The organism is Providencia sp. PROV182 (genome assembly GCF_028480325.1).
Lineage (GTDB): Bacteria > Pseudomonadota > Gammaproteobacteria > Enterobacterales > Enterobacteriaceae > Providencia > Providencia hangzhouensis.
The window spans coordinates 35128-59915 of the sequence record NZ_JAMPOL010000020.1 but is presented as its reverse complement, the minus strand read 5'-3'; the positions used below and the strand labels follow the sequence as shown (position 1 = coordinate 59915).

Annotated in this window: 20 protein-coding genes and 4 tRNA genes; 20 read left to right on the top strand and 4 right to left on the bottom strand. The window is 37.2% G+C overall.

What is annotated here, in order from left to right; translation table 11 throughout:
* The first annotated feature begins 1 nt into the window (after position 1).
* Positions 2–682, top strand: coding sequence for a two-component response regulator DpiA (gene dpiA / locus PR834_RS15965; protein WP_004263346.1), 681 nt, complete (start codon positions 2–4; stop codon positions 680–682).
* A gap of 113 nt (positions 683–795) precedes the next feature.
* Here dpiA and PR834_RS15960 read toward each other — a convergent pair whose 3' ends face one another.
* Positions 796–1824 (bottom strand): tetratricopeptide repeat protein, encoded by a 1029-nt coding sequence (locus tag PR834_RS15960; RefSeq protein ID WP_094961214.1) that lies wholly within the window; start codon positions 1822–1824, stop codon positions 796–798.
* Positions 1825–2770: 946 nt separating this feature from the next.
* Here PR834_RS15960 and dtpA point away from each other — a divergent pair.
* Positions 2771–4237, top strand: a complete 1467-nt coding sequence (dtpA, locus tag PR834_RS15955) for a dipeptide/tripeptide permease DtpA (protein WP_094961215.1) — start codon at positions 2771–2773, stop codon at positions 4235–4237.
* 75 nt (positions 4238–4312) lie between these two features.
* Here dtpA and glpX read toward each other — a convergent pair whose 3' ends face one another.
* Positions 4313–5290 (bottom strand): class II fructose-bisphosphatase, encoded by a 978-nt coding sequence (glpX, locus tag PR834_RS15950; RefSeq protein WP_377145956.1) that lies wholly within the window; start codon positions 5288–5290, stop codon positions 4313–4315.
* 162 nt (positions 5291–5452) lie between these two features.
* Positions 5453–6376: an AEC family transporter gene (locus PR834_RS15945; protein ID WP_272536773.1), complete on the bottom strand. Its 924-nt coding sequence runs from the start codon at positions 6374–6376 to the stop codon at positions 5453–5455.
* Between the two features lie 585 nt (positions 6377–6961).
* Between PR834_RS15945 and PR834_RS15940 the strand changes: the two genes are divergently transcribed.
* The 17 genes from PR834_RS15940 (at position 6962) to fabV (ending at position 22696) form a co-directional block, all read left to right on the top strand.
* Positions 6962–9835 carry a DUF2339 domain-containing protein gene (locus PR834_RS15940; protein ID WP_272525624.1) on the top strand — a complete coding sequence of 958 codons (2874 nt, stop codon included), beginning with the start codon at positions 6962–6964 and terminating at the stop codon, positions 9833–9835.
* Positions 9832–11319 (top strand): DUF3999 family protein, encoded by a 1488-nt coding sequence (locus tag PR834_RS15935; protein ID WP_272525625.1) that lies wholly within the window; start codon positions 9832–9834, stop codon positions 11317–11319. Before PR834_RS15940 ends, PR834_RS15935 begins: the two co-directional genes overlap by 4 nt.
* A 164-nt stretch (positions 11320–11483) precedes the next feature.
* The gene (locus PR834_RS15930; RefSeq protein ID WP_148699127.1) at positions 11484–11756 is read left to right on the top strand and encodes a hypothetical protein; all 273 of its coding nucleotides are present in this window, start codon (positions 11484–11486) and stop codon (positions 11754–11756) included.
* Between the two features lie 74 nt (positions 11757–11830).
* Positions 11831–12244, top strand: a complete 414-nt coding sequence (locus PR834_RS15925; protein WP_094961219.1) for a GFA family protein — start codon at positions 11831–11833, stop codon at positions 12242–12244.
* Between the two features lie 183 nt (positions 12245–12427).
* Complete coding sequence (gene psiE / locus PR834_RS15920; protein WP_172412229.1) at positions 12428–12835, top strand: phosphate-starvation-inducible protein PsiE; 408 nt, start codon at positions 12428–12430, stop codon at positions 12833–12835.
* A 294-nt stretch (positions 12836–13129) separates the two neighbouring features.
* Positions 13130–14683 carry an AbgT family transporter gene (locus tag PR834_RS15915; RefSeq protein ID WP_004263378.1) on the top strand — a complete coding sequence of 518 codons (1554 nt, stop codon included), beginning with the start codon at positions 13130–13132 and terminating at the stop codon, positions 14681–14683.
* Between the two features lie 63 nt (positions 14684–14746).
* Positions 14747–15979 carry a peptidase T gene (gene pepT / locus PR834_RS15910; protein WP_165880601.1) on the top strand — a complete coding sequence of 411 codons (1233 nt, stop codon included), beginning with the start codon at positions 14747–14749 and terminating at the stop codon, positions 15977–15979.
* A 195-nt stretch (positions 15980–16174) separates the two neighbouring features.
* Positions 16175–16861: a LuxR C-terminal-related transcriptional regulator gene (locus PR834_RS15905; protein WP_262960441.1), complete on the top strand. Its 687-nt coding sequence runs from the start codon at positions 16175–16177 to the stop codon at positions 16859–16861.
* The gene (gene uvrC / locus PR834_RS15900) at positions 16828–18660 is read left to right on the top strand and encodes an excinuclease ABC subunit UvrC (protein WP_262960440.1); all 1833 of its coding nucleotides are present in this window, start codon (positions 16828–16830) and stop codon (positions 18658–18660) included. Before PR834_RS15905 ends, uvrC begins: the two co-directional genes overlap by 34 nt.
* A gap of 57 nt (positions 18661–18717) precedes the next feature.
* A complete protein-coding gene (gene pgsA, locus PR834_RS15895) occupies positions 18718–19266 on the top strand; it encodes a CDP-diacylglycerol--glycerol-3-phosphate 3-phosphatidyltransferase (RefSeq protein ID WP_004263394.1) in 549 nt (182 codons plus the stop codon).
* Positions 19267–19432: 166 nt separating this feature from the next.
* Positions 19433–19508: transfer RNA gene (locus tag PR834_RS15890), tRNA-Gly, on the top strand.
* Positions 19509–19531: 23 nt separating this feature from the next.
* Positions 19532–19605, top strand: a tRNA-Cys gene (locus PR834_RS15885).
* Between the two features lie 7 nt (positions 19606–19612).
* Positions 19613–19699: transfer RNA gene (locus tag PR834_RS15880), tRNA-Leu, on the top strand.
* 126 nt (positions 19700–19825) lie between these two features.
* Positions 19826–19912 (top strand) — tRNA-Leu (locus PR834_RS15875).
* A 270-nt stretch (positions 19913–20182) separates the two neighbouring features.
* Entirely contained in the window at positions 20183–20335 is a 153-nt protein-coding gene (locus tag PR834_RS15870) for a hypothetical protein (protein ID WP_036958643.1), read from the top strand.
* Positions 20336–20459: 124 nt separating this feature from the next.
* Positions 20460–21020 (top strand): hypothetical protein, encoded by a 561-nt coding sequence (locus tag PR834_RS15865; RefSeq protein ID WP_004263412.1) that lies wholly within the window; start codon positions 20460–20462, stop codon positions 21018–21020.
* A gap of 476 nt (positions 21021–21496) precedes the next feature.
* Complete coding sequence (gene fabV, locus PR834_RS15860) at positions 21497–22696, top strand: enoyl-ACP reductase FabV (protein ID WP_004263421.1); 1200 nt, start codon at positions 21497–21499, stop codon at positions 22694–22696.
* Between the two features lie 106 nt (positions 22697–22802).
* Here the strand turns inward: fabV and PR834_RS15855 are convergent, their stop codons facing one another.
* Positions 22803–23360 (bottom strand): toxin-antitoxin system YwqK family antitoxin, encoded by a 558-nt coding sequence (locus PR834_RS15855; protein WP_196731601.1) that lies wholly within the window; start codon positions 23358–23360, stop codon positions 22803–22805.
* Between the two features lie 222 nt (positions 23361–23582).
* Between PR834_RS15855 and PR834_RS15850 the strand changes: the two genes are divergently transcribed.
* Positions 23583–24788, top strand: coding sequence for a nicotinamide mononucleotide deamidase-related protein YfaY (locus PR834_RS15850; protein WP_272536772.1), 1206 nt, complete (start codon positions 23583–23585; stop codon positions 24786–24788).

The window sequence follows — 24788 nt, the reverse complement described above, 5'->3', positions numbered from 1 at the left end:
AATGATCAAGATAAAAATCCTCATAGTGGAAGATGAGTTGCTGCTTGCCGAAATGCACAGCGAATATATAAAAGCCTATCCTGCATGTGACAAAGTTTGGCTTGCAGGTAATCTTGCGGAAGCGAGAAAAATGATTGAATACATGAAGCCAGATCTTATCTTGTTAGACAACTATTTACCTGATGGAAAAGGCATTGACCTAGTTCATGAGTTAATACAAGAAAGAAATAATGCAGACATTGTATTTACGACGGCCGCAAGTGATATGGACACAGTCTCTGAAGCTATTCGTTTAGGTGTTTTTGACTATTTAGTGAAGCCAATTGCTTATGAACGTTTAGGCCAAACATTGGATAGGTATATTCAACGTAAATCTGTTGTACAGGAAAATAGCAAAACCAATCAAAGTAAAATTGACGATATGTTTAATACTTATGCGAGAGGGGAATCAAAGGAAGAACTTCCAACAGGTATTGATATCATTACACTTGAAAAAATACTCGCGTTGTTTACTGAACCTGATGTGCAATATACGGCGGAAAGTATTGCTGAAACCATCAAACTCAGTCGTACTACCGCGAGACGTTATTTGGAGTATTGTTTAGCAAAAGATAAAATTGAAGCCGAAATTGAGTATGGCAAAGTTGGCCGACCGCAACGGATTTACCGCGCCAAGTTGTGAGTGTTTGAATTAATAGTATATATCGATAGAAGCTCTGCATTGGTTATAAACAATGCAGATTTTCTGTATCTTACTTATATCAGTGGTACAACAGTAAGTTGGAAAAATAGAGTTTATTGCTGCTGGTTTTTTAAAATTAACACTTTCTTTTCAGCCCGCTCATGGCCTTTAGCGGCTGCGAGTTGATACCAGCGTAGGGCTTTTTTATCATCGGCCTCAACACCCATACCATATTGGTAGCAAGCTCCTGCTGCATATTGCGCATCGGCACTATTTTGCTGAGCGGCTTTGATAAACCAGTGACAGGCTTTTGCTTGGTCGGCTTTGATACCATCGCCGCGCGCATAGATAAGCGCGACATTAAATTGAGCTGAAGCTTCACCTTGTTCAGCAGCTAGGGTTAGCCACTTTATAGCTGATTGGATATCTTTTTTGGTACCTTGTCCAGTTAAGTACAACATACCTAAGCTGTTTTGAGCGGGGGAAAAGCCCAATTCTGCGGCACGGGTAAAATATTGAAACGCGAGAGGGTAGTTTACCTTGTCATACATACCTACTGCTGCTTGGTAGCCTAATAAATACAGCGCTTGTGGATGGTTTTCTTCCGCAAGAGCAAGATATATTTTTTGGGCTTTTTGCGGGGCTTTTGTGATAGCTTTTCCCTCTTCATACCAATAGGCGAGGGTGAGCATCGCAGGTTGAAAATGTTGTTCAGCCGCTTTTTTTAGCCACCGTTCAGCTTCTTCTGGGTTTTTCTCTAATAAATCATTGATGCCATATAAGGTATATTCGGCCATATTCATCTGGCCAATAGGGTCACCACTTTCGGCTGCTATTTTCATCCAATGCAGCATTTGTTTTTCATCTAGCTCTACCCCAGTTCCTTGCTGGTACATCAGGCCAAGGTTAATTTGTGCTTTTGTAAAGCCTTGATTGGCAGAAAGAAGGTACCAATGTAAAGCTTGGTCAAACTGTTGATGAGACTGATAAAACATTCCTAAGTTAAATTGAGCTTCGGCTTGGCCTTGTTCCGCAAGTGCAATTAGCGTTTTTTCATTTATTAGTGGCGTTGTTTCTTCTGCAAAAGCAGGGAGGAAAAATACGTTAATAAAGACAAAACACAATAAAAATATTTTTTTCACATGACATCCTTTGGACTAAGCTCTTAATGGCTACGTTATCTTGTTAGATAAGTTCCTGCAATGATATGAAAGATATTTTATATTAATTCTAATAAATCAAATGGTTAATTATTGCTATTAGCACATTGGGCAAAGAACAGATAAAAATTTTAAAAAAAGATGAACTTTTTTCCTTCTTAGCCAGTCTTATTAGTATCTATATACTGTTTGCTTGCGTAAACATTCATATATTTACCCTCATCATTCATTTCTTTACACGAAGTAATGTAATAATGCACCTACGTAGTGATAGTTTGAATTTAGCAAAAGATCCTTGAGTAGAATGCATTATGCCCAGTTTGTTACTGGGCTTTTTTTTATCCAAAATTCCAGTTTGAATGTCTATTCAGCTGCTATTCTCTAAATCCTTTCTTATCATAAAAGAAAAAAGTGCTCATTTGTTATGGATATTTTTAGTTTCCCATAATGCTTACAGCAATAAATCATAGGGTTATAAATAGGGCGTTATAGTTTCACTATAGAATAATATTCTTAACATTTAATAAACAAATGACTAATTAGTAATCGATAATAATTTGGCAATTTTGTAAAAAATTGAAGTAAATCACGATTAAATTCAATTCAAGTAGTAATTAATACTAGCTAATTCTTTAATTTTGGTGCATAAATAACGTATATGGCTTAATTGATTATTGGGTTCTTGGCGGGTTATCTGTCAGTTAATGTTGAATAAATAATCAAATATGCTTTAACTCATTGAATTTATGTTTGAGATCCATAAACAAGTCTACACACAGTTTTGTTTGTTTTGAGGTCAGGGAATGATACTCCTCCTACCAAAAGTGAATCTTTTCAACTTTGAATTCTTGAGATCATAACAATGCGAGAGCGCATAGAGCGTTCCGTGGTTTTTTTGCATATGTACAGGTTGTACTAGAGGTAACTTGTGTCCACAACAAATAACAAAGAGGAAGTTAGTCTTAACGCGTTTAAGCAACCTCGCTCATTCTATCTTATTTTTTCTATCGAGCTCTGGGAACGTTTTGGTTACTACGGTCTTCAAGGGATCCTTCCAATATACCTAAGCCAAGTGCTGGGTATGTCAGAAACAGAATCAATTACACTTTTCTCAGCGTTTGCAGCATTAGTTTATGGCTTTGTTGCAGTTGGCGGTTGGTTAGGGGATAAAGTCCTTGGAACAAAACGTGTCATTGTCCTTGGAACAATCACTCTGATTGCAGGGTATGCATTTGTTGCTTTCTCAGGGCATGATGTATCGATGGTCTATGTTGGTTTAGCAACCATTGCAGTTGGTAATGGTTTATTTAAAGCGAATCCATCATCACTCTTATCGACCTGCTATGAAAAAGATGACCCACGGTTAGACGGCGCATTTACCATGTATTATATGTCCGTTAATATTGGTTCATTCTTCTCAATGATTGCAACGCCATGGTTAGCAAAACATTATGGTTGGGATGTCGCGTTCTCTCTTAGTGTTGTGGGCCTGATTATCACATTGATTAACTTCTATATGTGTAAAAAATGGGTTTCTCAACATGGCTCAAAACCTGACTTTGCTCCTGTTGTTCTTTCAAGATTAGTTGCTACAGTAGCAGGGGTTATTGCATTAATCGCGATTTCTACATGGCTATTGCATAACCTCGGTATTGCTCGTACAGCATTAGCGATTATTTCTTTGGGTATTCTAGTTATCTTTATCAAAGAAACATTAGCACTGAAAGGTACGGCTCGCCGTCGAATGATTGTTGCATTAATTTTAATGCTTGAAGCGATAGTATTCTTCGTTCTTTATAGTCAAATGCCGACATCATTAAACTTTTTTGCATTACATAACGTAGAACATGAAGTTTTTGGTTTTTCTATTGAACCCGCACAATACCAAGCTCTGAATCCATTATGGATCATGATTGGAAGCCCAATTTTAGCCGCGATTTATAATAAAATGGGCGATAACTTACCAATGCCACATAAATTCGCGATTGGTATGTTGTTATGTTCTGCTGCATTCTTAGTTTTGCCATTAGGTGCAAAATTTGCAAATGAAGCGGGGATTGTTTCTGTTGAATGGCTGGTTATTTGTTACGGTTTCCAAAGTATTGGTGAGCTGATGATCTCAGGCCTTGGTCTTGCGATGGTAGCTCAGTTAGTTCCACAGCGTTTAATGGGCTTTATTATGGGCGCATGGTTCTTAACAAACTCAGCGGCCGCATTTATTGCAGGGTACGTTGCTTCAATGGCAGCAGCACCAGAAGGTGAACTTACCAGCAAAGTCGAATCTTTGGCTGTGTACAGTGACGTATTCTTGAAGATTGGTTTAGTGACTGGTGTGATTGCAATTTTGATGGTTTTAACCGCTCCGATGTTAAATCGTATGACTCTTGAGCGTTAATTTTCATCTTAAATCGCAGTAATCAAAAGGGCTAAAAAGCCCTTTTGATATATGTGACATACGGTAATAGACGTATTAATTAAAATAGCGATTATTAATCAGTTTTAGCGAGCGGTCACTACCATTGACCAAAATGGTATTTGAAATACGGCTGTACGCATCTATTGATACACCATCCATCAAGATGGTTGGTGTGATAGCTGTGGCGGCAAATATGACATCAGAAGTACTCACCATCTGGTCTAAAGATAGCACTTCACCAATTTCTAACCCCATTTGTTGACAGCGCAATATTTCTTGTGCCGCGAGTTGTTTATTTTCTTCGCTATCTCCTTTGGCTTTATCTCGCGAAATTAGTCTTGCTTGCATATCACCGCCTAAAGCACGAGCGATAGCTGCACTGATAATGCCTTCAGGAGCGCCGCCAGTTCCATACATCATATCAATGGGATGTTCAGGAAGGATAGTAAGTAATGAGGCGAGGACATCACCATCAGGGATGGTAATCACATTAGCACCAAAACTACGGATAGTTTTAATAATATGTTGATGGCGAGGTTTATCAAGTACTGCGATTGAAAGATTTGAAATGGGCTTATTAAGTGCAGAAGAAAGGAATTCTAAATTTTTTTCTAGGGGATTTGCCAGATGAACGGCCCCTTTAGCGGCAGCCCCAACAACAAGTTTTTCCATATACATATCAGGTGCTTGAAGTAGTGTTCCTGTTGGAGCCGCGGCAAGTACGGCAATGGCATTTTTTTCATTACATGCTACCATACGTGTTCCATCGATAGGATCTACCGCAATATCTAAGCCAATCGAACCTGACTTTTTGCCAACTTGTTCACCAATATATAACATGGGAGCGTCGTCGATTTCACCTTCACCAATGACAATTTTACCGTGAAAATCAATTTCATTTAGCCGATTTCTCATCGCTTCTACAGCGGCTTTATCTGCGGCGTTTTTATCTTGTTTTCCCACCCAATCGAAGGCAGCCACTGCTGCAACCTCGGTAACGGAAGCGATAGCAGAAGCTAACTCATCACTAATTTTCATTTTTTGTTCATATCCCAGATGTATAAAAGAAAAGTACTTATCACTATGATACGTTTTTTGTGATCTGTCTGGCAAATAATGGGTGATTAAATCATCAGAGAATTTGGCGCCATAATGAAATAGTCGCCTAAATATAGGCGACTATTTATTTGATAATTAAAGCATTTCGACGATAGTGATACCACCGATAATCGAAATTAAGGCAGCTAATGTACTTAATAACACGGTTCCTGCTGAGGTTTCAGTATAGGCTTGGTTGCTAATTGCCAATGCGGGAACTGCGGTCGCCGTGGGTAGTACACCAATGATAAACGCGGCTTTAAGTAAATCATCTTGTAAACCTAAGGCGAGTCCAGTGCCTAAAATGAGCGCGGCTTGAACAAAATTTTTAATAAAGACGTTAAATATAATTTCCTTACTAATTGTAAGTTTGATCCCTGAAAGGAGCAGACCAAGGAAGAATAGAGCGACTCCGCCCGCGGTTTTGCCCAATTCGTTTACCGAGTTTTGTAATATTTCAGGTAATTTAACACCTAAAATAGCTAGTATTGCGCCTAGAATAGGGAGAAAAACTAAGGGTTGAGCAATGGCTTTACCAACTGATTTTAAGATACTGTTACCTTGCCGTGATCCGCTGATCATTAATAGAGTAAATGGGATAATAATAACGGTATAAATCAGGTTACCTAATACCATAGCTATCAAGCCTGATGACCCGACAGTTGCAAGTAATACAGGTGGCCCACAGTAGGCCATATCAGGAAAAGACACCGATAATGCTTGCATAGCCGCATCTTTTTTAGTGTGGCGAAAAATAAACTTACCAAAAATAAAACCAATCACATACGTTGCAATTAGTCCTACGGCTAGCGCTAATAAATAGTCAATATTGAGTAATACTGAAGGCGGTGCTTGTGCGGCTGCAAGAAATAATGCAAACGGTAATGCTATTTTAACCACAAAGTCAGCAAAGGCTTGGGAATACTCTCGTTTGATAAATCCATATTTACCCGATAGCCAACCAACGGCTAATCCAAGAACTATGGGCCCTAAAGCGGCAAGTATAATGTGAATTAGCATTAAAAACTCTCCTGATATTTTTCGGTAGGTTTTGCTTTATAAAAATCAGTAAAATGACAGTTAATATTTTCCCTTGTGGTTACTTTTATTTAAATTAAAGAACATATGTTTTTAGCAATGTTTAATAAAGAAACTAATTAATGTAATTTTAAATAACTATAATCATTTAAGGATAGTAATTATTCAATTAATATATTGATGTTAAAGGTGTTGTATACATAACATAATAAAAATAATAGTACTAATAAAATTTTATTAGTACTATTATGAGTATCAAAAACAGAATATCAAAAAAATATAGGCGCTTAATCAATTGTTTGTTTTTTTATGAGCGAAATAGTCATTAAACGATGATTAAGGGTTTTCTTAGTTACTAAAATGACTAATGAGAGTATTAATAAATCATCAAAGAAAGGTATTGTTTCTTTTACCAGGAGTATACCTAAAGCAGGATGTAATGAATTATTTTGTAACAGTTTATTACATTTGGTTGGCAAGGGGATCAATGCTATCTACACTAGCAGTAATCACAGCCTTTATTTTCCAGATTCTAAATTGTGAATTTTTTTATGAGGAAACCTATTTGTGGACACTTGGATACTAATAGGACTTGTATTCGTTTTCCTGCTAGTGCTAGCTCCGATACTTGCTATCATTGCCATCAATCGAACAGGTCGGATGCAGTACCAAATTTCGCTGTTAAATCAGAAGGTTTCTTCATTAGAAGCCCAGCTTTTAAACGCTAAATACACGCCAAGTATATCTGTCGATAGTGTGACGTCTTCCCAATCAGGTTTAGATGAAATACAAAATACGCACATAGAGCAAGAGGGGAGCGAATCTCTTTCGGGTGTTGATGCTAAACAAGACAAACAGCAAGAAATTTCCTCAATGAGCCATGTGACTTGTCTGCCAGTTGAAAAAGAGCATGATTTATCGGATACAGAAAACTCGCCTCTCATGAGGGAACAAACTACCCATGAAAATTCCCTTAATCATCCTTTAAGTAATGAAAGTATCAATCCGAATAGGTTTGATAACACGCAAGCACAGCGAGTAGACGCAAATCGGTTTAATCAAAATAAACCTGAGACAAAGCAAAATACTGCCAGTGACGATAAATCAATATTCAATCATTTCTTTAGTTGGTTAATGAAAGGAAACCCGGTAGCTAAAATTGGTATCCTACTGTTATTCCTAGGTGTCGCATATTTGCTGAATTACAGTGTGCAAAATGAAATTATTTCACCTCAAATGCGTTTAATCTTCAGCGCAGTAGGGTGCTTAGCTTTATTAGGTACTGGCTGGTGGCTACGGAATAAAAAGGCATTATTTGGGTTGATTTTACAAGGGGGGGCAATTGGTTGCTTGTATATCACTATTTTTGCTGCCTTTAAACTGTATACGATGATGCCTTATGGGATGGCATTTGCCTTTATGTTACTTATTTGCGCGGCAAGTATTGCTTTGGCATTATTGCAACGCACAATTAGTTTAGCTGTTCTTGCATCGATAGGTGGGTATTTAGCACCTATATTGCTTTCGACTGGCGGTGGAAGCCATGTTGTTTTATTTTCTTATTATTTGATGTTATCAATTGGTATCTTAGTTATTAGTGTGTGGCAAGCTTGGCGACCTTTAAATTTAGTTGGTATGGTGATGACTTATGGTGTTGCCATTTTATGGGGGCTAGATAATTACCAGTCAGACTATTATTTATCTTGCCAACTTTTTATTATCGCTAATTTAGTGGTATTTAATGCCTTAACACAGCTATTCTCACTACGCTTTGAACATAGTAAGCAATTGGTTGTTGATAATACACTTCTATTTGTCCCTCCTTTTATCAGTATTGCACTTCAATTCTTTATTTCAGAAGGGGAAGGTTTACTGCCAGCCTTTATTTCACTGATAGTAGGTTTGTTATATCTGATTACTGGTTTACAAGTGCATAAACGCTATAAATCCGCTGGCAAGAATATGGCGTTAGCAAATATTATTATCGGTGCTGGGTTTATCACTTTAGCTATTCCATTAGCGCTAACATTTGAGTGGACCTCGATTATTTGGTCATTAGAAGGGTTGTTAATCCTCTGGTTCGGTTTACAGCAAAACCAGAAAAAAATGGCGGCTATCGGCTCGTTATTAATTGTTATTAGCGCAATCACTTTGTTAAGTGATTATCCTTATTTATATTGGAGTCGTAGTAGTACTTATATGGTTCCTGTGCTATTAATAGCCTGCTTTATGGCTGGTGGGCTTTTCCATATTCGACGTAAAGAAGACAGTAACTTTACTTTATTTAGTTATGGTTTCTTAATTATTGGTTTGGTGACTTGGTTGTGCTGGTTACCGTTATTTACTGATATTTTATCATGGAGCCGTGAGTCTGAAGGCTTTATTATTCTAGTCTTGGTTGTTATTTCAGTTTGGTTCTGGCGTTTATATGCTATCTATATTAATTGGGTACCTTTGCTACTTTGCCAGTCTATTCTATGGATTGCAGGTTATTATTATCTTGGTTTAGATTTCTTAAACGACCAAAACCCAATGGGGCGTGGTGAAGGTTCTCTCATATGGCCAGTTGTTTTAGGTAGTTCTATTTTATTTGTTATTCATGCATATAAGCTTCGTGACCGTTGGATGCAAAGAATACTCCATAGCGCCAATTTATGGCTAATTCTTGCGTTTATTGCCACTCAAGTGAATTGGTTCGTCTCCATTTTACCTTGGGGCATGCACGAAATGGGATATTTTATTTATGTCATGGCCATAACGCTAACTGTTATTGTTCTCTATTGGCTACAACAAAATAGAATGCCGCCGATGAAACGTAATGGACTGATTTATTGGTATTCGATGACTCCTGTTGCTATCGGGCTAATTATATTGTCCGGCTATGCTAATTTAGAAGATGGTAAATTGACATTTTGGAATTATATACCGCTAATCAATCCATTAGATGAAGCTGGGTTATTTAGTATCGCTACGTTAGTTTTAATACGTAAAGGGCTTTCTCAAAAAATACGTAAAGTAACAGCGGTTAACTTTTGGGTTTTACGTAGTTTGTTAGTAGTCACAATTGCACTTTCTGCTTATTGGTTTAACGGTATTTTAATTCGTGCAATAGCAGATTTTGCTGAGCTAAATTGGAACTATGACACACTTTATGATTCACGCTTAGTGCAAACTGTACTTTCTATCAGTTGGGCACTGGCTGCCTTAGTCTGTATTATTATTGCCTCTATTAAGAAAAATCGAATTTGGTGGTTTATGGGGGCTGGTATTTTTGCTTGTGTTATTGCCAAGTTATTCTTAATTGATATATACGGGCAAGGTGGTATTTCTCGTGCAATTTCTTTTATTGGTGTTGCATTATTAATTTTAATTGTTGGGTATTTTTCGCCATTACCACCAAAAGATACAAAAGGGAAAGTTGAAAAGGAGATACAACCATGAGTTTAATTAAAAATACAGGACTAGTAAGGTTCATTGCAGTCTTCTCATTGTCATTATTGTTTTCAAGTCATTTGAATGCAGAGGCAGTAGAAGAGGTTACTCCTTATAGTTTTTATCAAGGCTCAGAAATAAATGTGCTTGATTCATCGGCTCCTTTTTACTGGTTAGAGCTTCCCGTAAATGCGTATATGAACTCAGCGTACCCCAAAACGTTGCAAGATGTTCGAGTCTTTAATGGTACTGGTAATGAAATACCTTCAGTATTATTTTCAGATACGGAAAAATCCGTTTCAAATGAAAAGATCATTTTTACACCACAGCGTTTGGTCACTCAGGTTGATAGCGTTAACTCCCATGATGATGTGCGTAGAGAAAAGCAACATCTATTAGTAGAATCTATCCCTGGCAAAGTGAATAGAATTGAGTTGCCTAGTATGCAAGTTAAAGACAACGTGGCTTATCAGGCTTATTTATTAACGAAAAATCAAAGTCAAACTAAAGATACGCCAATTAAAAACCTAGTATTAGACTGGGCTAAAAGCGAGAAAGAATGGCAGGCAAAGGTATTTGTTTTTGCCAGTGACGACAAAGAAAATTGGCTAAATATAGCAACAAATCAGCCGATTATGAATTTGAAGTTAAATTCAGAAACTATTGCAAGCAATAATATTGAGTTATTAAATGGCAACTCAAAGGCATTGAATGCACCTTATCTTATGGCTGTAATAGTAAGTGGTCCAGATATTGTTATACCTGACTTATTAAAGGTCAATGCGACCTCTAGCGTGCTTAATTCAACTTATCGTCAAGAACTATTTCATTTTGAGATGACGAATGATGGTGTTTCAAAAGATCATATAATCTATCAATTACCAAGAGCACAGCCACTGAGTGAATTACAAATACAATTGCAACAATCAAACCGCGTGATCCCACTAAAAATAGAGTATTCATCTGATAGAGGTGAAAGCTGGAAATTACTCACTAACATTGTTGCATATAATCAAACAATAGATGGTGATTTAATCAGCAATCCGAGCACAGCGCTCTATGGTGAAATGGTAGGGAAAGTAAGAATCTCAGCCCTCAAAGGGAGTTGGGAAGATCAGCCACCAAGGCTAACGGGAAAACGAGATGCTTATAACCTTATTTTTAATTTGCAAGGTCCCGCTCCGTATTTACTTGTTTGGGGGAATAAACAAGCTAGTTTTGATGAATTGACCACAAGCCAGCTTGTAGGGAAACCAGATAGCGTTGATGAGTTAATGACAAATTATCCTCAGCTATTTCTTGATAATACAATCATTGAGTTGGGTGGTGTAGATAGGCTAACTATAACGGAAGTGGTTGACGGTAGTTTTAACTGGTTGACGATTACCTTATGGGTATTGTTATTTGTTGGAATATTAGTACTAATATATTTCTGCTGGTATTTGTTAAGAGAAGTCAATTCTACAGATAAGGCGAATCATGAAGAATTATAACTAGATATTGGTATTAACCAAATAGGGAATAGTACCCTATTTGGTTTCGATTTACGTCATTGACAGTTCTGACGTCTCTTTACTTAATCATGAGAACACTTACTTATAGCCTGTTTTTTCTGACAGGGATTTGCGCTAAAACAGTCATAACGGAATAGGAGATAATGATGAAAAAAACATTACTAGCTCGTATATTTATTATGATCGTTATTTTGACTGGCTTTTCAATAGCGGCTCAAGCTGCGAATAATACAGTATTAACAGAAATTATAGCGCACAATAAAGTAGCGTATGAGTATGTGTTACAAAATACAGATCAAAATGAAGCAGATATAGAGTTTGAACGGGAAGCGAAAGAACTTGATAGTTCTCAGTTGCGTAATATTGTTAACGATAAACGTTTTACTGGCCGACAATTCAGAATACATGAAAAGTAAGTCATATCTGAATTTTTTGCTGTAAACATGCGTATATTGAGTAATAAATCTACGACCTACATAAAGGAAATTCTATGCATCAAGGCCAATGTTTGTGTGGTTCTGTAAAAATCACAACAGCAAAAGATATTAGTCATGTCAGTGTATGCCATTGTGGAATGTGTCAAAAATGGAATGGCGGCCCTGGCTTTAGTGTTGATTGTGGTAACGATTTAATGGTAGAGGGGCAAGAGTCTGTGTCAATTTTTGCATCATCTCAATGGGGAGAACGTGCATTTTGTAAAAATTGTGGTTCACACCTTTTTTATCATTTACTCACACCTTCAACATATTATGCATCAGCAGCTTTATTTAAAGAGAGTAAAGATGCGCAAATGAGTATGCAAATTTACATAGATAGTAAGCCCAAATATTATAACTTTGTTGAAAGAACACCCATGTTGACAGAGAAAGATATTATGGAAATGATGTCCCCATCATCGGATTAAACTCTGTGGCTATAGATTTAATAGTAAGTAATAAGGAATGCAGTGGCAGTCGATCAGACTATATTTTTTGATTCTATTCGTTAAATTGACCTCTTATTTGTCATGCGGTCGACTTAAATTTGTTTTACAATTAAGGTAATGACTAGGTTTAGAAGTTGTTCAGAGGAATAACAAATGAATAGTATGAAAGGAATGCGTCATGCGAGTAATATCGCGTGGGTACTACAATGGATATTAAATATTGGCTTGATCTCACTCGCTGCCGTACTTGTATTCTTTTTAGCTAAAGAAACGGTGACAATGGCTTCATTAATGTTTGGTAGCTCAAAAGGGGCGACGGCCTATGAGTTGTTAGAAGGCATTGTCATTTATTTTTTATACTTTGAGTTTATTGCCTTAATAATAAAATATTTTATGTCGGGCTATCATTTCCCGTTAAGGTATTTTATCTATATTGGTATTACTGCGATTATTCGTTTAATTATCGTTGATCATAGTGACCCTATGACAACTTTGTTGCATGCAGGGGCGATTTTGGTACTAGTCGTTGCACTTTATATTGCAAATACTGAAAAATTAAAGCGTGAATAACATACATTAGTGTAATTTACTTGCATACAAAAAAAGTGTAATTATTATTCCTTTTTTTGTATGCGCAGACTCGAAGTCAAATACTTAAGTGATATACCCTGCATTTAAATCTATAAGTTAATAAAATTTAAGATATGTAATTTTTGGTAATTAAAATTAATATAAATAATTCTAATATTTTATTTTGTAACTGGTTTATCCTGTAAAAACTAATCACAAAAACATTTTACTTTTATATATAGGTTATTTACTGTTATAAAGTTTCTATTCTAATAACATAAGTAGCTTGTAAATATGACAACAAAAACACTTCCCAAGAAAAAAGGGTTCTTAAACCGTGTCGAGCGCATCGGTAATGTTATGCCTGATGTGACTATGCTGTTTGTGTACGCCCTGATTATATGTTGGTTTTTATCTTATCTGCTTTCTTTCGTAGATTTTAGTTATTACCATCCTATTTCAAAAGAAAAAATTGCTATAGTTAATATGTTTCAGTATGAGGAAATCATATTATTTATCACTGCGGCAGTTAAAAACTTCATTAATTTCCCTCCTCTTGGTATCACGATAGTGGCAACATTAGGTATTGGTATTGCTGAAAGCAGTGGTTTCATTAATACCGCATTGAAAAAAATGTTGTCGTTTATTTCACCAAGAATGTTAACGCCTACAGTGGTGTTTGTGGGGATTGTTTCTCATATTGCTTCAGATTCTGCCTATGTCATTTTAATGCCAGTTGCAGCAATGATGTTTTATGCGAGTGGTCGTCATCCATTAGCTGGGATTGCTGCTGCATTTGCAGGCTTAGCGGGGGGATTTACTGCAAGCTATACGCCATCAATTATTGACCCAATAATGCAAAGTTTTACGCAAGATGCTGCACAAATGCTAGCGCCGGGTTATAGCGTAAATGTTTTATGTAACTATTTCTTTAGTTTGGGTGGTACATTCGGGGTTATTTTTACCTGTTGGTTTATCACTGAGAAGATTGTTGAACCATGGCTAAATAAAAACTGCCCAATCAGTTCAAACGAAGTTGATACTGATTCTGAAAAAAATTTAGGTAAAATTACTGCTGCTGAGAATCGTGCTTTTCGTATTTCTGGTTTAGTACTAATTGCTTTAGGTATCGGATTATTTGCACTATTATGGCCAGAGAACTCTCCATTACGTGGGCCTGATGGTAGCTTAACTAGCCCTAAAGCACCTATCATGCAAATTGTTGTGCCTTTATTATTTATTTTCTTTGCTTTGCCAGGCATTGTTTATGGTTATATGACGAAATCTTTTACATCAACAAAAGATGTTGTCAAGGCAATGGAAAATATTACTAAGTCACTTATCCCATTTATTGTTTTTGCTTTTTTTGCTGCCCAATTTTTATATTCATTCCAACATTCTAATTTAGGCACATTATTAGCGCTTTCAGGGGCAGAGTTATTACGTACACTTGATATGCCATCTGGAATGACCGTTTTTGGCGTTATTCTATTAACGGCTATCTTAAATATTATGATTACTTCTGCGACATCAAAATGGGCAATTATGGCGCCAGTATTAGTGCCTATGCTAATGGCAGTCGGAATTTCACCTGAATTAACACAAGCGGCATTTCGTGTCAGCGACTCTGCAATGAATGTGAGCACACCGATGTTTCCGTTTTATCCGTTAATCCTGATGTATTGCCAGAAATACTATAAAAATGCAGGAATAGGAACATTGTGCTCAATGATGATCCCATTCACCGTTGGGCTATTAATTATTTTAACTTCAACATTATATTTATTCTGGGCTTTTGATATCCCAATTGGTTTCGACAGTGGTTACACATGGCATCCTGCACCATAAGTAGGGCCAATACCCTACCTATTAAATAGGTAGGGTAAATATAGTTAATGCAAGGAATATAAAATGAACGAATTAGGTAAGCAATTAGAGCAGCGTTTTTACCGCTATCTCGCTATTGAAAGCCAAAGTGACGCAGCAAGCACGGTTGTTCCAAGCACAGAAGGGCAACGTGAGCTGGCAAAATTATTAGCGCAAGAGCTTGAAAGTTATGGCTTGAAAGATGTTTATATCGATGACCATGCCATCTTATATGCAATGCGCCCAGGCAATAAGCCTTCAGCGCCAAAAATAGGTTTTGTGACTCATTTAGATACTGTTGATGTTGGGTTATCTCCCATCGTTAAGCCTCAAACCTTAAGATATGAAGGCAAAGATTTATGTTTAAATGAAAAAGAAAATATTTGGTTTAAATCAGATGAGCACCCTGAAGCTGCACCTTATATCGGTGAAGAGATTATTTTTAGTGATGGAACTAGCGTACTTGGCGCAGATAATAAAGCCGCTGTAACGGTTGTCATGGAATTAATGAATAAGCTGCAATATGCCGATTTTGATTGTGGGGATATCTATGTTGCGTTTGTACCCGACGAAGAAATTGGCCTACGCGGTTCTAAAATTATGGATTTATCCCGTTTTAACGTTGATTTTGCTTATACCATTGACTGTTGTGCTCTTGGTGAGGTTGTGTACGAAACGTTTAATGCTGCTTCTATTGAAGTTTCAATTAAAGGTATTACCGCACATCCTATGTCAGCTAAGAATGTATTATTGAATCCTATTCGTGTAGCTCATGATTTTATTGGTTGCTTTGATCGTTTTGATACCCCAGAACATACAGAGCATCGCGAAGGCTACTTTTATGTGACAGATTTAATAGCAAACCCTGATAATGCTAAAATTAAAATGGCGATCCGTGATTTTGACCGTCATAGTTTTTCAGCTCGAAAACGCTTTATAAAACAAGCGATTGAATTAATAAAAGCGCGTCATCCGCGTGCAAAAATTGAGTGCAACATTGTAGATGTGTATAGCAATATTAGCGACTCACTAGGAGATGACCGTACAGCGATTGATTTAATTTTTGATGCATTGAAAATTCAAGAGGTTGAACCTAAGGTGATCCCAATGCGCGGTGGTACGGATGGCTCTGCTTTATCAGCAAGAGGTATCTTAACCCCAAATTATTTTACTGGTGCACTTAATTTCCACTCATGTTTTGAGTTTTTACCAATCAGCTCTTTTGAGAAAAGCTACTTAGTATCAGAAACCATTTGTCGTTTAGTTGGAAAAAAATAACATATCATTTTATTCTTAATATAAAGGCCACTCAATAAGGTGGCCTTTAATTATTAATACCCATAATTCATTCATGTAAATTATAATTTAGTTATTTTTAATAAAACAAAAATAAATAAAAAAGTGTATATGACTTTTTTATTTATTCATTTATTATTTTTCACTATTAGGTTTAAAATCCAATAGGGGTATTAATTGATTAATATTATAATAATTGACGACAGTAATATTGCAATTCGTGGTTTTGAGGCTATTTTTTCACGTCAAATACGTTATAAAATTGTTGCTTCTTTTTCATCACTAGAACACGTGATTACATGGAATAGATGCCAAAAAGCAAATATGATTTTAATCAGTAGTGATAGTTTTCGTTATGACTCACTAAAAACAATCCAGACATTACGTCGAACTCAACCAGATGTTGGGATCATTATTTACAATGTAAGAAATAACCCTGCATTTTTTTTAAAAGCATTAGATATTGGCATTTTCGGTTTATTGAGTATCAATGTGACAGAAGAAGACATTATTGAAGCTATACAAATTGTAAGTGTTAAACGGAAAATTATATCGCCGGATATTGCCCAAGACCTTGCTCTACAGCGGTTAGTTTATAATAATCAACAAGATTTATATGATTTATTATCGGGGCGTGAGTTAGAAATCATGTTAATGATCACTCAGGGAATGCCTATAAAACGGGTAGCGGAGTCCCTTTCCTTAAGCCCTAAAACAGTAAATACCTATCGATATCGAATGTTTAGTAAACTTAATATCTGTAGTGATGTAGAATTAACTCATATAGCTATCAGTTATGGTTTAATCACAGCAAAACAGGGTTTACTCGAGTGTCAGAACAGTTCGAACCGAAAGCTTTCTTAAAAACAGTTACTAATCAACCTGGTGTATACCGTATGTATGACGCTGGGGAAACGGTTATATATGTAGGAAAGGCAAAGGATCTTAAGAAACGCTTAGCAAGTTATTTTCGTGAAAATGTGGGTAGCCGCAAAACAGAGCAGTTGGTAAAGCAAATCGCCTCTATTGATGTGACGGTGACTCATACTGAAACAGAAGCGCTATTACTTGAGCACAACTACATTAAGTTGTACCAGCCACGTTATAACGTATTGTTACGTGACGATAAATCTTATCCATATCTATTTTTAAGCAGTGAAACTCATCCTCGAATTTCGATGCACCGAGGGGCGAAACATGCTAAAGGCGAGTACTTCGGCCCTTTCCCGAGTTCTTATGCGGTAAGGGAAACATTAGCGTTAATGCAGAAGTTATTTCCGATACGTCAATGTGAAGATAGCATGTATCGAAATCGCTCAAGGCCTTGTTTACAATATCAAATTGGTCGTTGCTTAGGTCCCTGTGTTAAAGGGTTGGTTTCCGATGAAGACTATAATCAACAAGTGGAATATGTACGTTTATTTTTAACGGGTAAAGATAAACAAGTTTTGGCTGGTTTAGTTGACCGTATGGAAAAGGCAAGTTTAGAACTACGCTTTGAAGATGCAGCGCGTTTTAGAGATCAAATCCAAGCGGTAAGAGCTGTCACGGAAGAGCAATATGTATCTGGTGATAGCGATGACCTAGATGTTATTGGTGTTTCTTTTGAATCTGGTCTTGCTTGCGTGCATGTACTTTTTATTCGTCAAGGCAAAGTCCTTGGTAGTCGCAGTTATTTCCCTAAAATTCCAGCAGATACACAGCTTGAGGAAGTGGTTCAAACCTTCTTAGGTCAGTTTTATTTGCAAGGAAGTGAAAATAGAACTCTACCTGGCGAAATCTTATTAGATTTTGCATTAACAGAAAAAGAATTATTAGCTGAGTCTCTTTCTGAGATCGCGGGACGTAAAATTCATATTCAAAGTCAGCCACGTGGTGTGAGGGCTCGTTACTTAAAATTAGCGAGAACGAATGCATCAATTGCGCTTTCAACAAAATTAGCGCAACACTCGACGGTGCAACAACGTATGGAAGCACTAGCAAAAGTGGTTAATTTAGAAAACATCAATCGTATGGAGTGTTTTGATATTTCACATACGATGGGGGAGCAAACAGTCGCCTCTTGTGTTGTGTTTGATAAATCGGGCCCGGTGAAATCAGAGTATCGACGCTATAATATTACAGGGATCACCCCTGGAGACGATTACGCGGCTATGCATCAAGTTTTAACACGGCGTTATGGTAAACACATTGATGAAAGCAAAGTTCCTGACATTATCTTTATTGATGGGGGTAAAGGCCAATTAGGGCAGGCAAAGGAGGTGTTTAATTCACTAGAGGTTGATTGGGATAAAAAACACCCATTGCTGATTGGTGTTGCAAAGGGTAGCGACCGTAAAGCGGGGCTTGAAACCTTATTTTTAAAACCAGAAGGCGAAGGTTTTTCATTACCACCTGATTCCCCAGCTTTGCATGTAATCCAACACATCCGAGATGAATCACATAATCATGCGATTACGGGGCATCGACAACGACGAGCAAAAGTTAAAAGTACGAGTGCATTAGAGTCAATTGAGGGGGTTGGCCCGAAACGTCGGCAGATGTTGCTAAAATATATGGGCGGGTTACAACCTTTACGTAATGCAAGTATAGAAGAAATCGCAAAAGTGCCCTCGATCTCATACGCCCTTGCAGAAAAGATTTATAATGCATTGAAACAGTGAGTGTCTTAGGGCAACATATTCATAATATCCAACTTGGTCAAAAAGTTAGTGAGCGTGATGAAATTAAACATACCAACGTGGTTGACATTATTTCGCGTCATCCTAATACCGTTTTTTGTATTAGCCTTTTATCTCCCTGTTACTTGGGGGCCGTTTGCATGCGCGCTTATTTTTGTTATCGCAGCGGTAACTGATTGGTTTGATGGCTTTTTAGCAAGACTGTGGAAGCAGACTACAAAGTTTGGTGCTTTTTTAGATCCTGTTGCTGATAAAGTTATGGTTGCTACAGCGTTAGTGTTAGTCACTGAAAGTTACGATGTTTGGTATGTGACTTTGCCAGCAGCAACCATGATTGCACGTGAAATTATTATTTCTTCTTTACGTGAATGGATGGCAGAGATCGGAAAACGTAGCAGTGTGGCTGTTTCTTGGATTGGTAAATTTAAAACCACAGCTCAGATGATGTCACTGGTCGGTTTATTGTGGCGTCCAACGCCATTGATTGAAAACCTTTCAATCGCACTAATGTATGTTGCAGCTATCTTAACATTCTGGTCAATGTTCCAATATTTAAAGGCTGCATGGGGTGATTTGAGCGAAGCGTGATCGAAATGATTGAAAAAACAGCGAACGATCCAATTATTTCAATAATTGTATTGACTCGATAGGTGAAATCAGTAGAATGCAACGCATCGAACGGCAACATGGTTTACGAAAATAAATAAGTAAATCAGCCAGTTTGAAAAGCATAAGCTGAAAAGTGAAGCTTTACGCGGGAATAGCTCAGTTGGTAGAGCACGACCTTGCCAAGGTCGGGGTCGCGAGTTCGAGTCTCGTTTCCCGCTCCAAATTTCGAAAGAAATTCGGATAAGGCGCGTTAGCAAAGCGGTTATGCACCGGATTGCAAATCCGTGTAGCTCGGTTCGACTCCGGGACGCGCCTCCAAAATTTAGCCCAGGTGGTGAAATCGGTAGACACAAGGGATTTAAAATCCCTCGGCCTTTAGGCTGTGCGGGTTCAAGTCCCGCCCTGGGCACCATCTTAAAGTAATTGAACGCTATTAAGTGTTTTATTTTAAGTTAGCTAATCACAATGTGTTTTATTAAATGCATGGGTTAGTCGGGTAGATTAATAATTTATCCAATTTTTTGAGAAAGACAATTTAGCCCAGGTGGTGAAATCGGTAGACACAAGGGATTTAAAATCCCTCGGCCTTTAGGCTGTGCGGGTTCAAGTCCCGCCCTGGGCACCATCTCAATTTTAATCAGAAATGGTCAAAATTAGCAATTAACCACCTTTAGGTGGTTTTTTTGTATCTAACTCCCTTCAAATATTTAGTATCTGCTGAACTGACGTCGTTTAATTAGGTGTATTTATTCTTTATATTCAATGTGTTTCTTTTGAAATAGCATAAGTATTTTTTATTGTGTCAACTAACGCGAAATTCGTGTAAAAAACCGTAAGTCAGACCGTTCTGTTAGTGTTTTGTGTCACTATTCTGATTCTTAAAGAGGATCAGGCTATGTCTAACATGAAAACTGAAGTTGTAGTTGTACGATTAACTAAACATGAACGAGCGTTATTAGATACAGTAAAAACAAAACCGTTATTAGCAGATTGGTTGAAAGAAATTGCTATGGCAGAGGCTAAACAACAGGAGAACAAAGAAGAGTAAGGCAGCTTTAACGGTACAGAAATCAATCGAGTCATTTAATATGATGATAGAAAAGTTAATTTTTGATTAATTATTCATTTTTGATAGTATCAAATTAGATGACTTAATTGGAATTTGAGAAGTGATGATAAAAGGAATTTTGTTTACGTTAATACTCGTACTCGCTTCTGGCTGCACAACGAAAAAGCTAGATGCCCCTTATGGGTTTAAGTGGGGGCAAACCCCTGAAGATATAAAAAAATTACAGTTAAAAGGATTGCAATGTACTGAGTTTCAAGAAGGAGGTGCGTTATGTTCATCAGCAAACTCTCCTCAAATAGCAAATAAACTGTTTTTATTGATGTTTTCTCGGGAAAAAAATACTCTAATGCTCGTTTCCTCCCAAGGAAAAGATAGCCGTGACCAATCAGTCATTTTGGCTGAGTATGATGCGATTAACCAGAAAATGTTTGAAGTATATGGTTTGCCAAAGCAAACAATTGAACGCTATAAACGAAATGTTTATTTCTTAGATAAAATATCTGATGACGAAACAACACCATTTAAGCGGGTTTATGAGAAAGATGGCATGCAGATTATGGTCGGTATTGTTAGTAATGCCCATTTTCGCAAAATTCACAATAAAAAAGATATTGTTTACTCAGTGATGGTTATACATAATTTAATCCCCCCTAAGCCGCAATAAGCGGCTAGCAAATTATTTAGTACAGGTTATGGTTGTTTATTGTTTCTCTTGGTAATGGTTTTAGGCATATCCTTTACCTCTGGATGAGTTCTTTAATATCTTGCAGTATTTCCCAAATGCGTCATAGGGTTGCTCTGGGAACATGATGATACGTTCCTTAATCTCAACAGCAGATATTTAAAAAATTATATTTCAATGTCTTATATTTGCTGGGGTGATGAGTGCTATAATGACAGTCGCCTTGGCGTCACAAAAATATATGGTCATTATCCTAGAGAGAAAGCAACTAACCTTGAGCGAGAGTTAGATTTATTACGCCGTGTTATTGAAACTCTCAATGATTTAAAATAGGTAATTAGTGGGAAAGTAACCAATAAACTGGTCTGTTCACCCTATTTATTTTCACTCTGTCTTAAGTAAATGGATAATATCAGGTATATTAGACCCTGATTGTTAGCTACCAAGAAAAAATGACTATGATTATCAAACCTAAAATTCGTGGTTTTATCTGCACTACAGCTCATCCAGCAGGCTGTGAAGCCAATGTTCGTGAGCAAATTGCCTACGTGAAATCACGTGGCGAGCTGAAAAATGGCCCTAAGAAAGTTTTAGTTATTGGTGCATCCACCGGTTACGGTCTGGCTTCTCGTATCAACGCCGCATTTGGCAGCGGAGCCGCTACCATTGGTGTATTTTTTGAAAAACCAGGCAGTGAAAGTAAAACAGGTTCTGCGGGCTGGTACAATTCCGCCGGCTTTGACAAAGCAGCGAAAGAAGAAGGCCTGTATGCAAAAAGCATTAATGGTGATGCCTTTTCTGATGAATGCCGTCAAACCGTTATTGACTTGATTAAACAAGACTTAGGCCAAATTGATTTAGTGGTTTATTCACTGGCATCACCAGTGCGTAAAATGCCTGAAACAGGTGAAATTGTACGTTCAGCCTTGAAACCTATTGGTGAACCGTACAAATCTGTTGCGCTGGATACCAACAAAGATGTGTTGATTGAAGCTGTTGTTGAACCCGCCAATGAACAGGAAATCGCAGATACAGTGAAAGTCATGGGTGGCCAAGACTGGGAACTGTGGATGAATGCGTTAGATGAAGCGGGTGTTTTAGCCGATAACGCACAATCTGTGGCTTATTCTTATATTGGTACGGATTTAACATGGCCAATTTATTGGCATGGTACATTGGGTAAAGCAAAAGAAGATTTGGACCGTGCGGCTCATGCAATCAATCAAAAATTGCAAGCTAAGGGTGGGGCAGCGTATGTTGCTGTATTAAAATCTGTTGTAACACAGGCTTCCTCTGCAATTCCTGTCATGCCGTTATATATCTCTATTGTCTTTAAGATTATGAAAGAAAAAGGGATCCATGAAGGCTGTATTGAACAAATTCAACGCTTATTTGCCACTAAGTTATTCAATGACGCAGTGCCAGAGACCGATGAAAAACATCGTCTACGTTTAGATGATTGGGAATTGCGTGATGACGTACAAAACACATGCCGTGAAATTTGGCAGCAGCTTAATGATAACAACATCAATGAATTAACGGATTACCAAGGCTATAAAGCTGAGTTTCTCCGTCTGTTTGGCTTTGGCCTAAATGGTGTTGATTATGATGCTGATCTCAGCGGTGAAGTGAATTTTGAAGTGAAAGAGTTAATTTAGTTATATTCGTCTTCATTTTCAATTTATTAGAAACCCGCTACTTGCGGGTTTCTATTTTTAGCTATCTTTGTAAATCATACGCATCTGTTTTATCTTGTTAGTTGAATTATTGCAATACGGTAATTTCACCATCGCGGATGAGAGCTTTAGAAATAACCGTTCCATTTTCATCAAATTCGGTCACTATTCCAACGAGTTTTTCATTTTTAAATGTGCCCGTAATATTGGGTTTATTACTAGGTGTGTCGTGATAAATTATAAATGGCCCTGATAATTTACCTTGCAGTGTGTTGACTTCGATATCGTTACGGCCACTCTCATGGTAAGTGCGGACAGTTCCATGTACCTTGCAGTCTTTGAGTTCAATATGGGATTCAGGCTTGCCATTTTCATAGTAGGTTTTGATATATTTATCAAAACATCCTTTAGATACCCATGTTTTAAATTTTGGCTGACCATTATCGTACTCAACTTCAAATGCTCCTTCAGAAATACCTTTAGGTGCCTCTGTGGAAGGAAAGTCTATTCTTTTTAATTCACTTAAATCTCCAAATTTTGAATCTGAGTTTGAATTAGAATTTGGAGATCCTCCAAGTTGGCACCCAGAAACTAATAAAACTAAAGAAAATAATGCAACAGATCTAATTGGTTTTAGTTTGAACATGTAGCCTCTATTATTGCTGTGAAAAAATAATGGATTCAATTGCATATAAAACTATAGCCTTTTTATGACCATATAGGGTGAGAATTATCCTAAACCATTTATTTTTAATGAGTTCTGGATATTTTAAAAGGGGAACTCAGGTGAATAAAAATTGATGTTAGTCATCTTGATAATAAGGTAATTTAGTCAGTTAATGTGATTTATATAATCAGGGAGTCATAGATGTTAGTTGTTGAAATGTTGAGTACCGGCGATGAGGTTTTACACGGACAAATAATTGATACAAATGCCGCTTGGTTGGCAGACTGTTTTTTTCAACAAGGTCTTCCTTTGAGTAGCAGAATAACGGTTGGTGATAATTTAGATTGTTTAGTCGCTACTTTCCTTGAGCGTAGTTTATCTGCAGATATTCTCATTGTTAACGGCGGGCTTGGGCCAACAAGTGATGATTTAAGCGCCTTGGCGGCGGCTAAAGCTGCGGGAGTTCCATTAGTTGAACATTCTCAGTGGGTTGAAGTCATGGAGCGTTATTTTATTGCCAGAGGGCGGGTTATGCCTGAAACGAATCGTAAACAAGCACTACTCCCTGAAAATGCTGAATTAATTGATAACCCTGTAGGAACGGCTTGTGGCTTTTCTTTAGTCTTGAATGATTGTCTGATTTTTTTTACTCCTGGTGTTCCTTCTGAATTTAAGGTTATGGTGAATGAGCAAATTTTGCCAAGGTTACGAGCACATTTTACATTGCCAGAGCCACCAGTTTGTTTACGCCTAACCAGTTTTGGCCGTAGTGAAAGTAGTCTTGCGAAGCAATTTGATAGCTTACCTTTACCTGAAAACTGTGTTTTAGGCTATCGTTCTTCAATGCCTATTATTGAATTAAAGCTAACGGGACCTGCGTCACAAAAAGAATTGATGGAAAGAGATTGGCAATTAGTGAAGCAAGGAGTAGGGGACAACTTGATATTTGAAGGGACAGAAGGTTTAGCGCAAAAAATTGGCAAATCCCTAAGAGAAAGGAAATTACAAATAATAGTCAGTGAACAATTTAGCGCAGGGCTGTTAAGTTGGACATTAGATTCAGCGGGGATCGCTATTTCTTCCAGTCAAATTTTGCCATCTGACGTGGAACAAACATTGAAAATTTTAGCGCAAAGAGCTCAAAATATAGCAATTAATCATCCTCTATCTATTGGTTTAGTGGTTGGCGAATATAATGAGCAATATTTAAACGTTGCTCTATCAACACCAGATATGTGTTATGCGCAGAGAATTCATTATTTACCAAATAATCATTCACAGAAAGAAAAACAAGAAGTCAGTGTAATGTTAATATTAGATATGTTGTCTCGTTGGTTAAATGGTCGCGAGGTTATTGGCTACTATGAATGGTTAGTACAAACAGAAACACTTATTTTTGAGAGTTAG

What these genes read in the sequence shown, in the direction of transcription:
- dpiA (WP_004263346.1), top strand. Translation starts at nt 2, where the DNA reads ATGATCAAGATAAAAATCCTCATAGTGGAAGATGAGTTGCTGCTTGCC.
- PR834_RS15945 (WP_272536773.1), bottom strand. Translation starts at nt 6,376, where the DNA reads ATGCTAATTCACATTATACTTGCCGCTTTAGGGCCCATAGTTCTTGGA.
- PR834_RS15935 (WP_272525625.1), top strand. Translation starts at nt 9,832, where the DNA reads ATGAGTTTAATTAAAAATACAGGACTAGTAAGGTTCATTGCAGTCTTC.
- PR834_RS15930 (WP_148699127.1), top strand. Translation starts at nt 11,484, where the DNA reads ATGATGAAAAAAACATTACTAGCTCGTATATTTATTATGATCGTTATT.
- PR834_RS15925 (WP_094961219.1), top strand. Translation starts at nt 11,831, where the DNA reads ATGCATCAAGGCCAATGTTTGTGTGGTTCTGTAAAAATCACAACAGCA.
- psiE (WP_172412229.1), top strand. Translation starts at nt 12,428, where the DNA reads ATGAAAGGAATGCGTCATGCGAGTAATATCGCGTGGGTACTACAATGG.
- PR834_RS15915 (WP_004263378.1), top strand. Translation starts at nt 13,130, where the DNA reads ATGACAACAAAAACACTTCCCAAGAAAAAAGGGTTCTTAAACCGTGTC.
- pepT (WP_165880601.1), top strand. Translation starts at nt 14,747, where the DNA reads ATGAACGAATTAGGTAAGCAATTAGAGCAGCGTTTTTACCGCTATCTC.
- pgsA (WP_004263394.1), top strand. Translation starts at nt 18,718, where the DNA reads ATGAAATTAAACATACCAACGTGGTTGACATTATTTCGCGTCATCCTA.
- PR834_RS15870 (WP_036958643.1), top strand. Translation starts at nt 20,183, where the DNA reads ATGTCTAACATGAAAACTGAAGTTGTAGTTGTACGATTAACTAAACAT.
- PR834_RS15865 (WP_004263412.1), top strand. Translation starts at nt 20,460, where the DNA reads ATGATAAAAGGAATTTTGTTTACGTTAATACTCGTACTCGCTTCTGGC.
- fabV (WP_004263421.1), top strand. Translation starts at nt 21,497, where the DNA reads ATGATTATCAAACCTAAAATTCGTGGTTTTATCTGCACTACAGCTCAT.
- PR834_RS15855 (WP_196731601.1), bottom strand. Translation starts at nt 23,360, where the DNA reads ATGTTCAAACTAAAACCAATTAGATCTGTTGCATTATTTTCTTTAGTT.
- PR834_RS15850 (WP_272536772.1), top strand. Translation starts at nt 23,583, where the DNA reads ATGTTAGTTGTTGAAATGTTGAGTACCGGCGATGAGGTTTTACACGGA.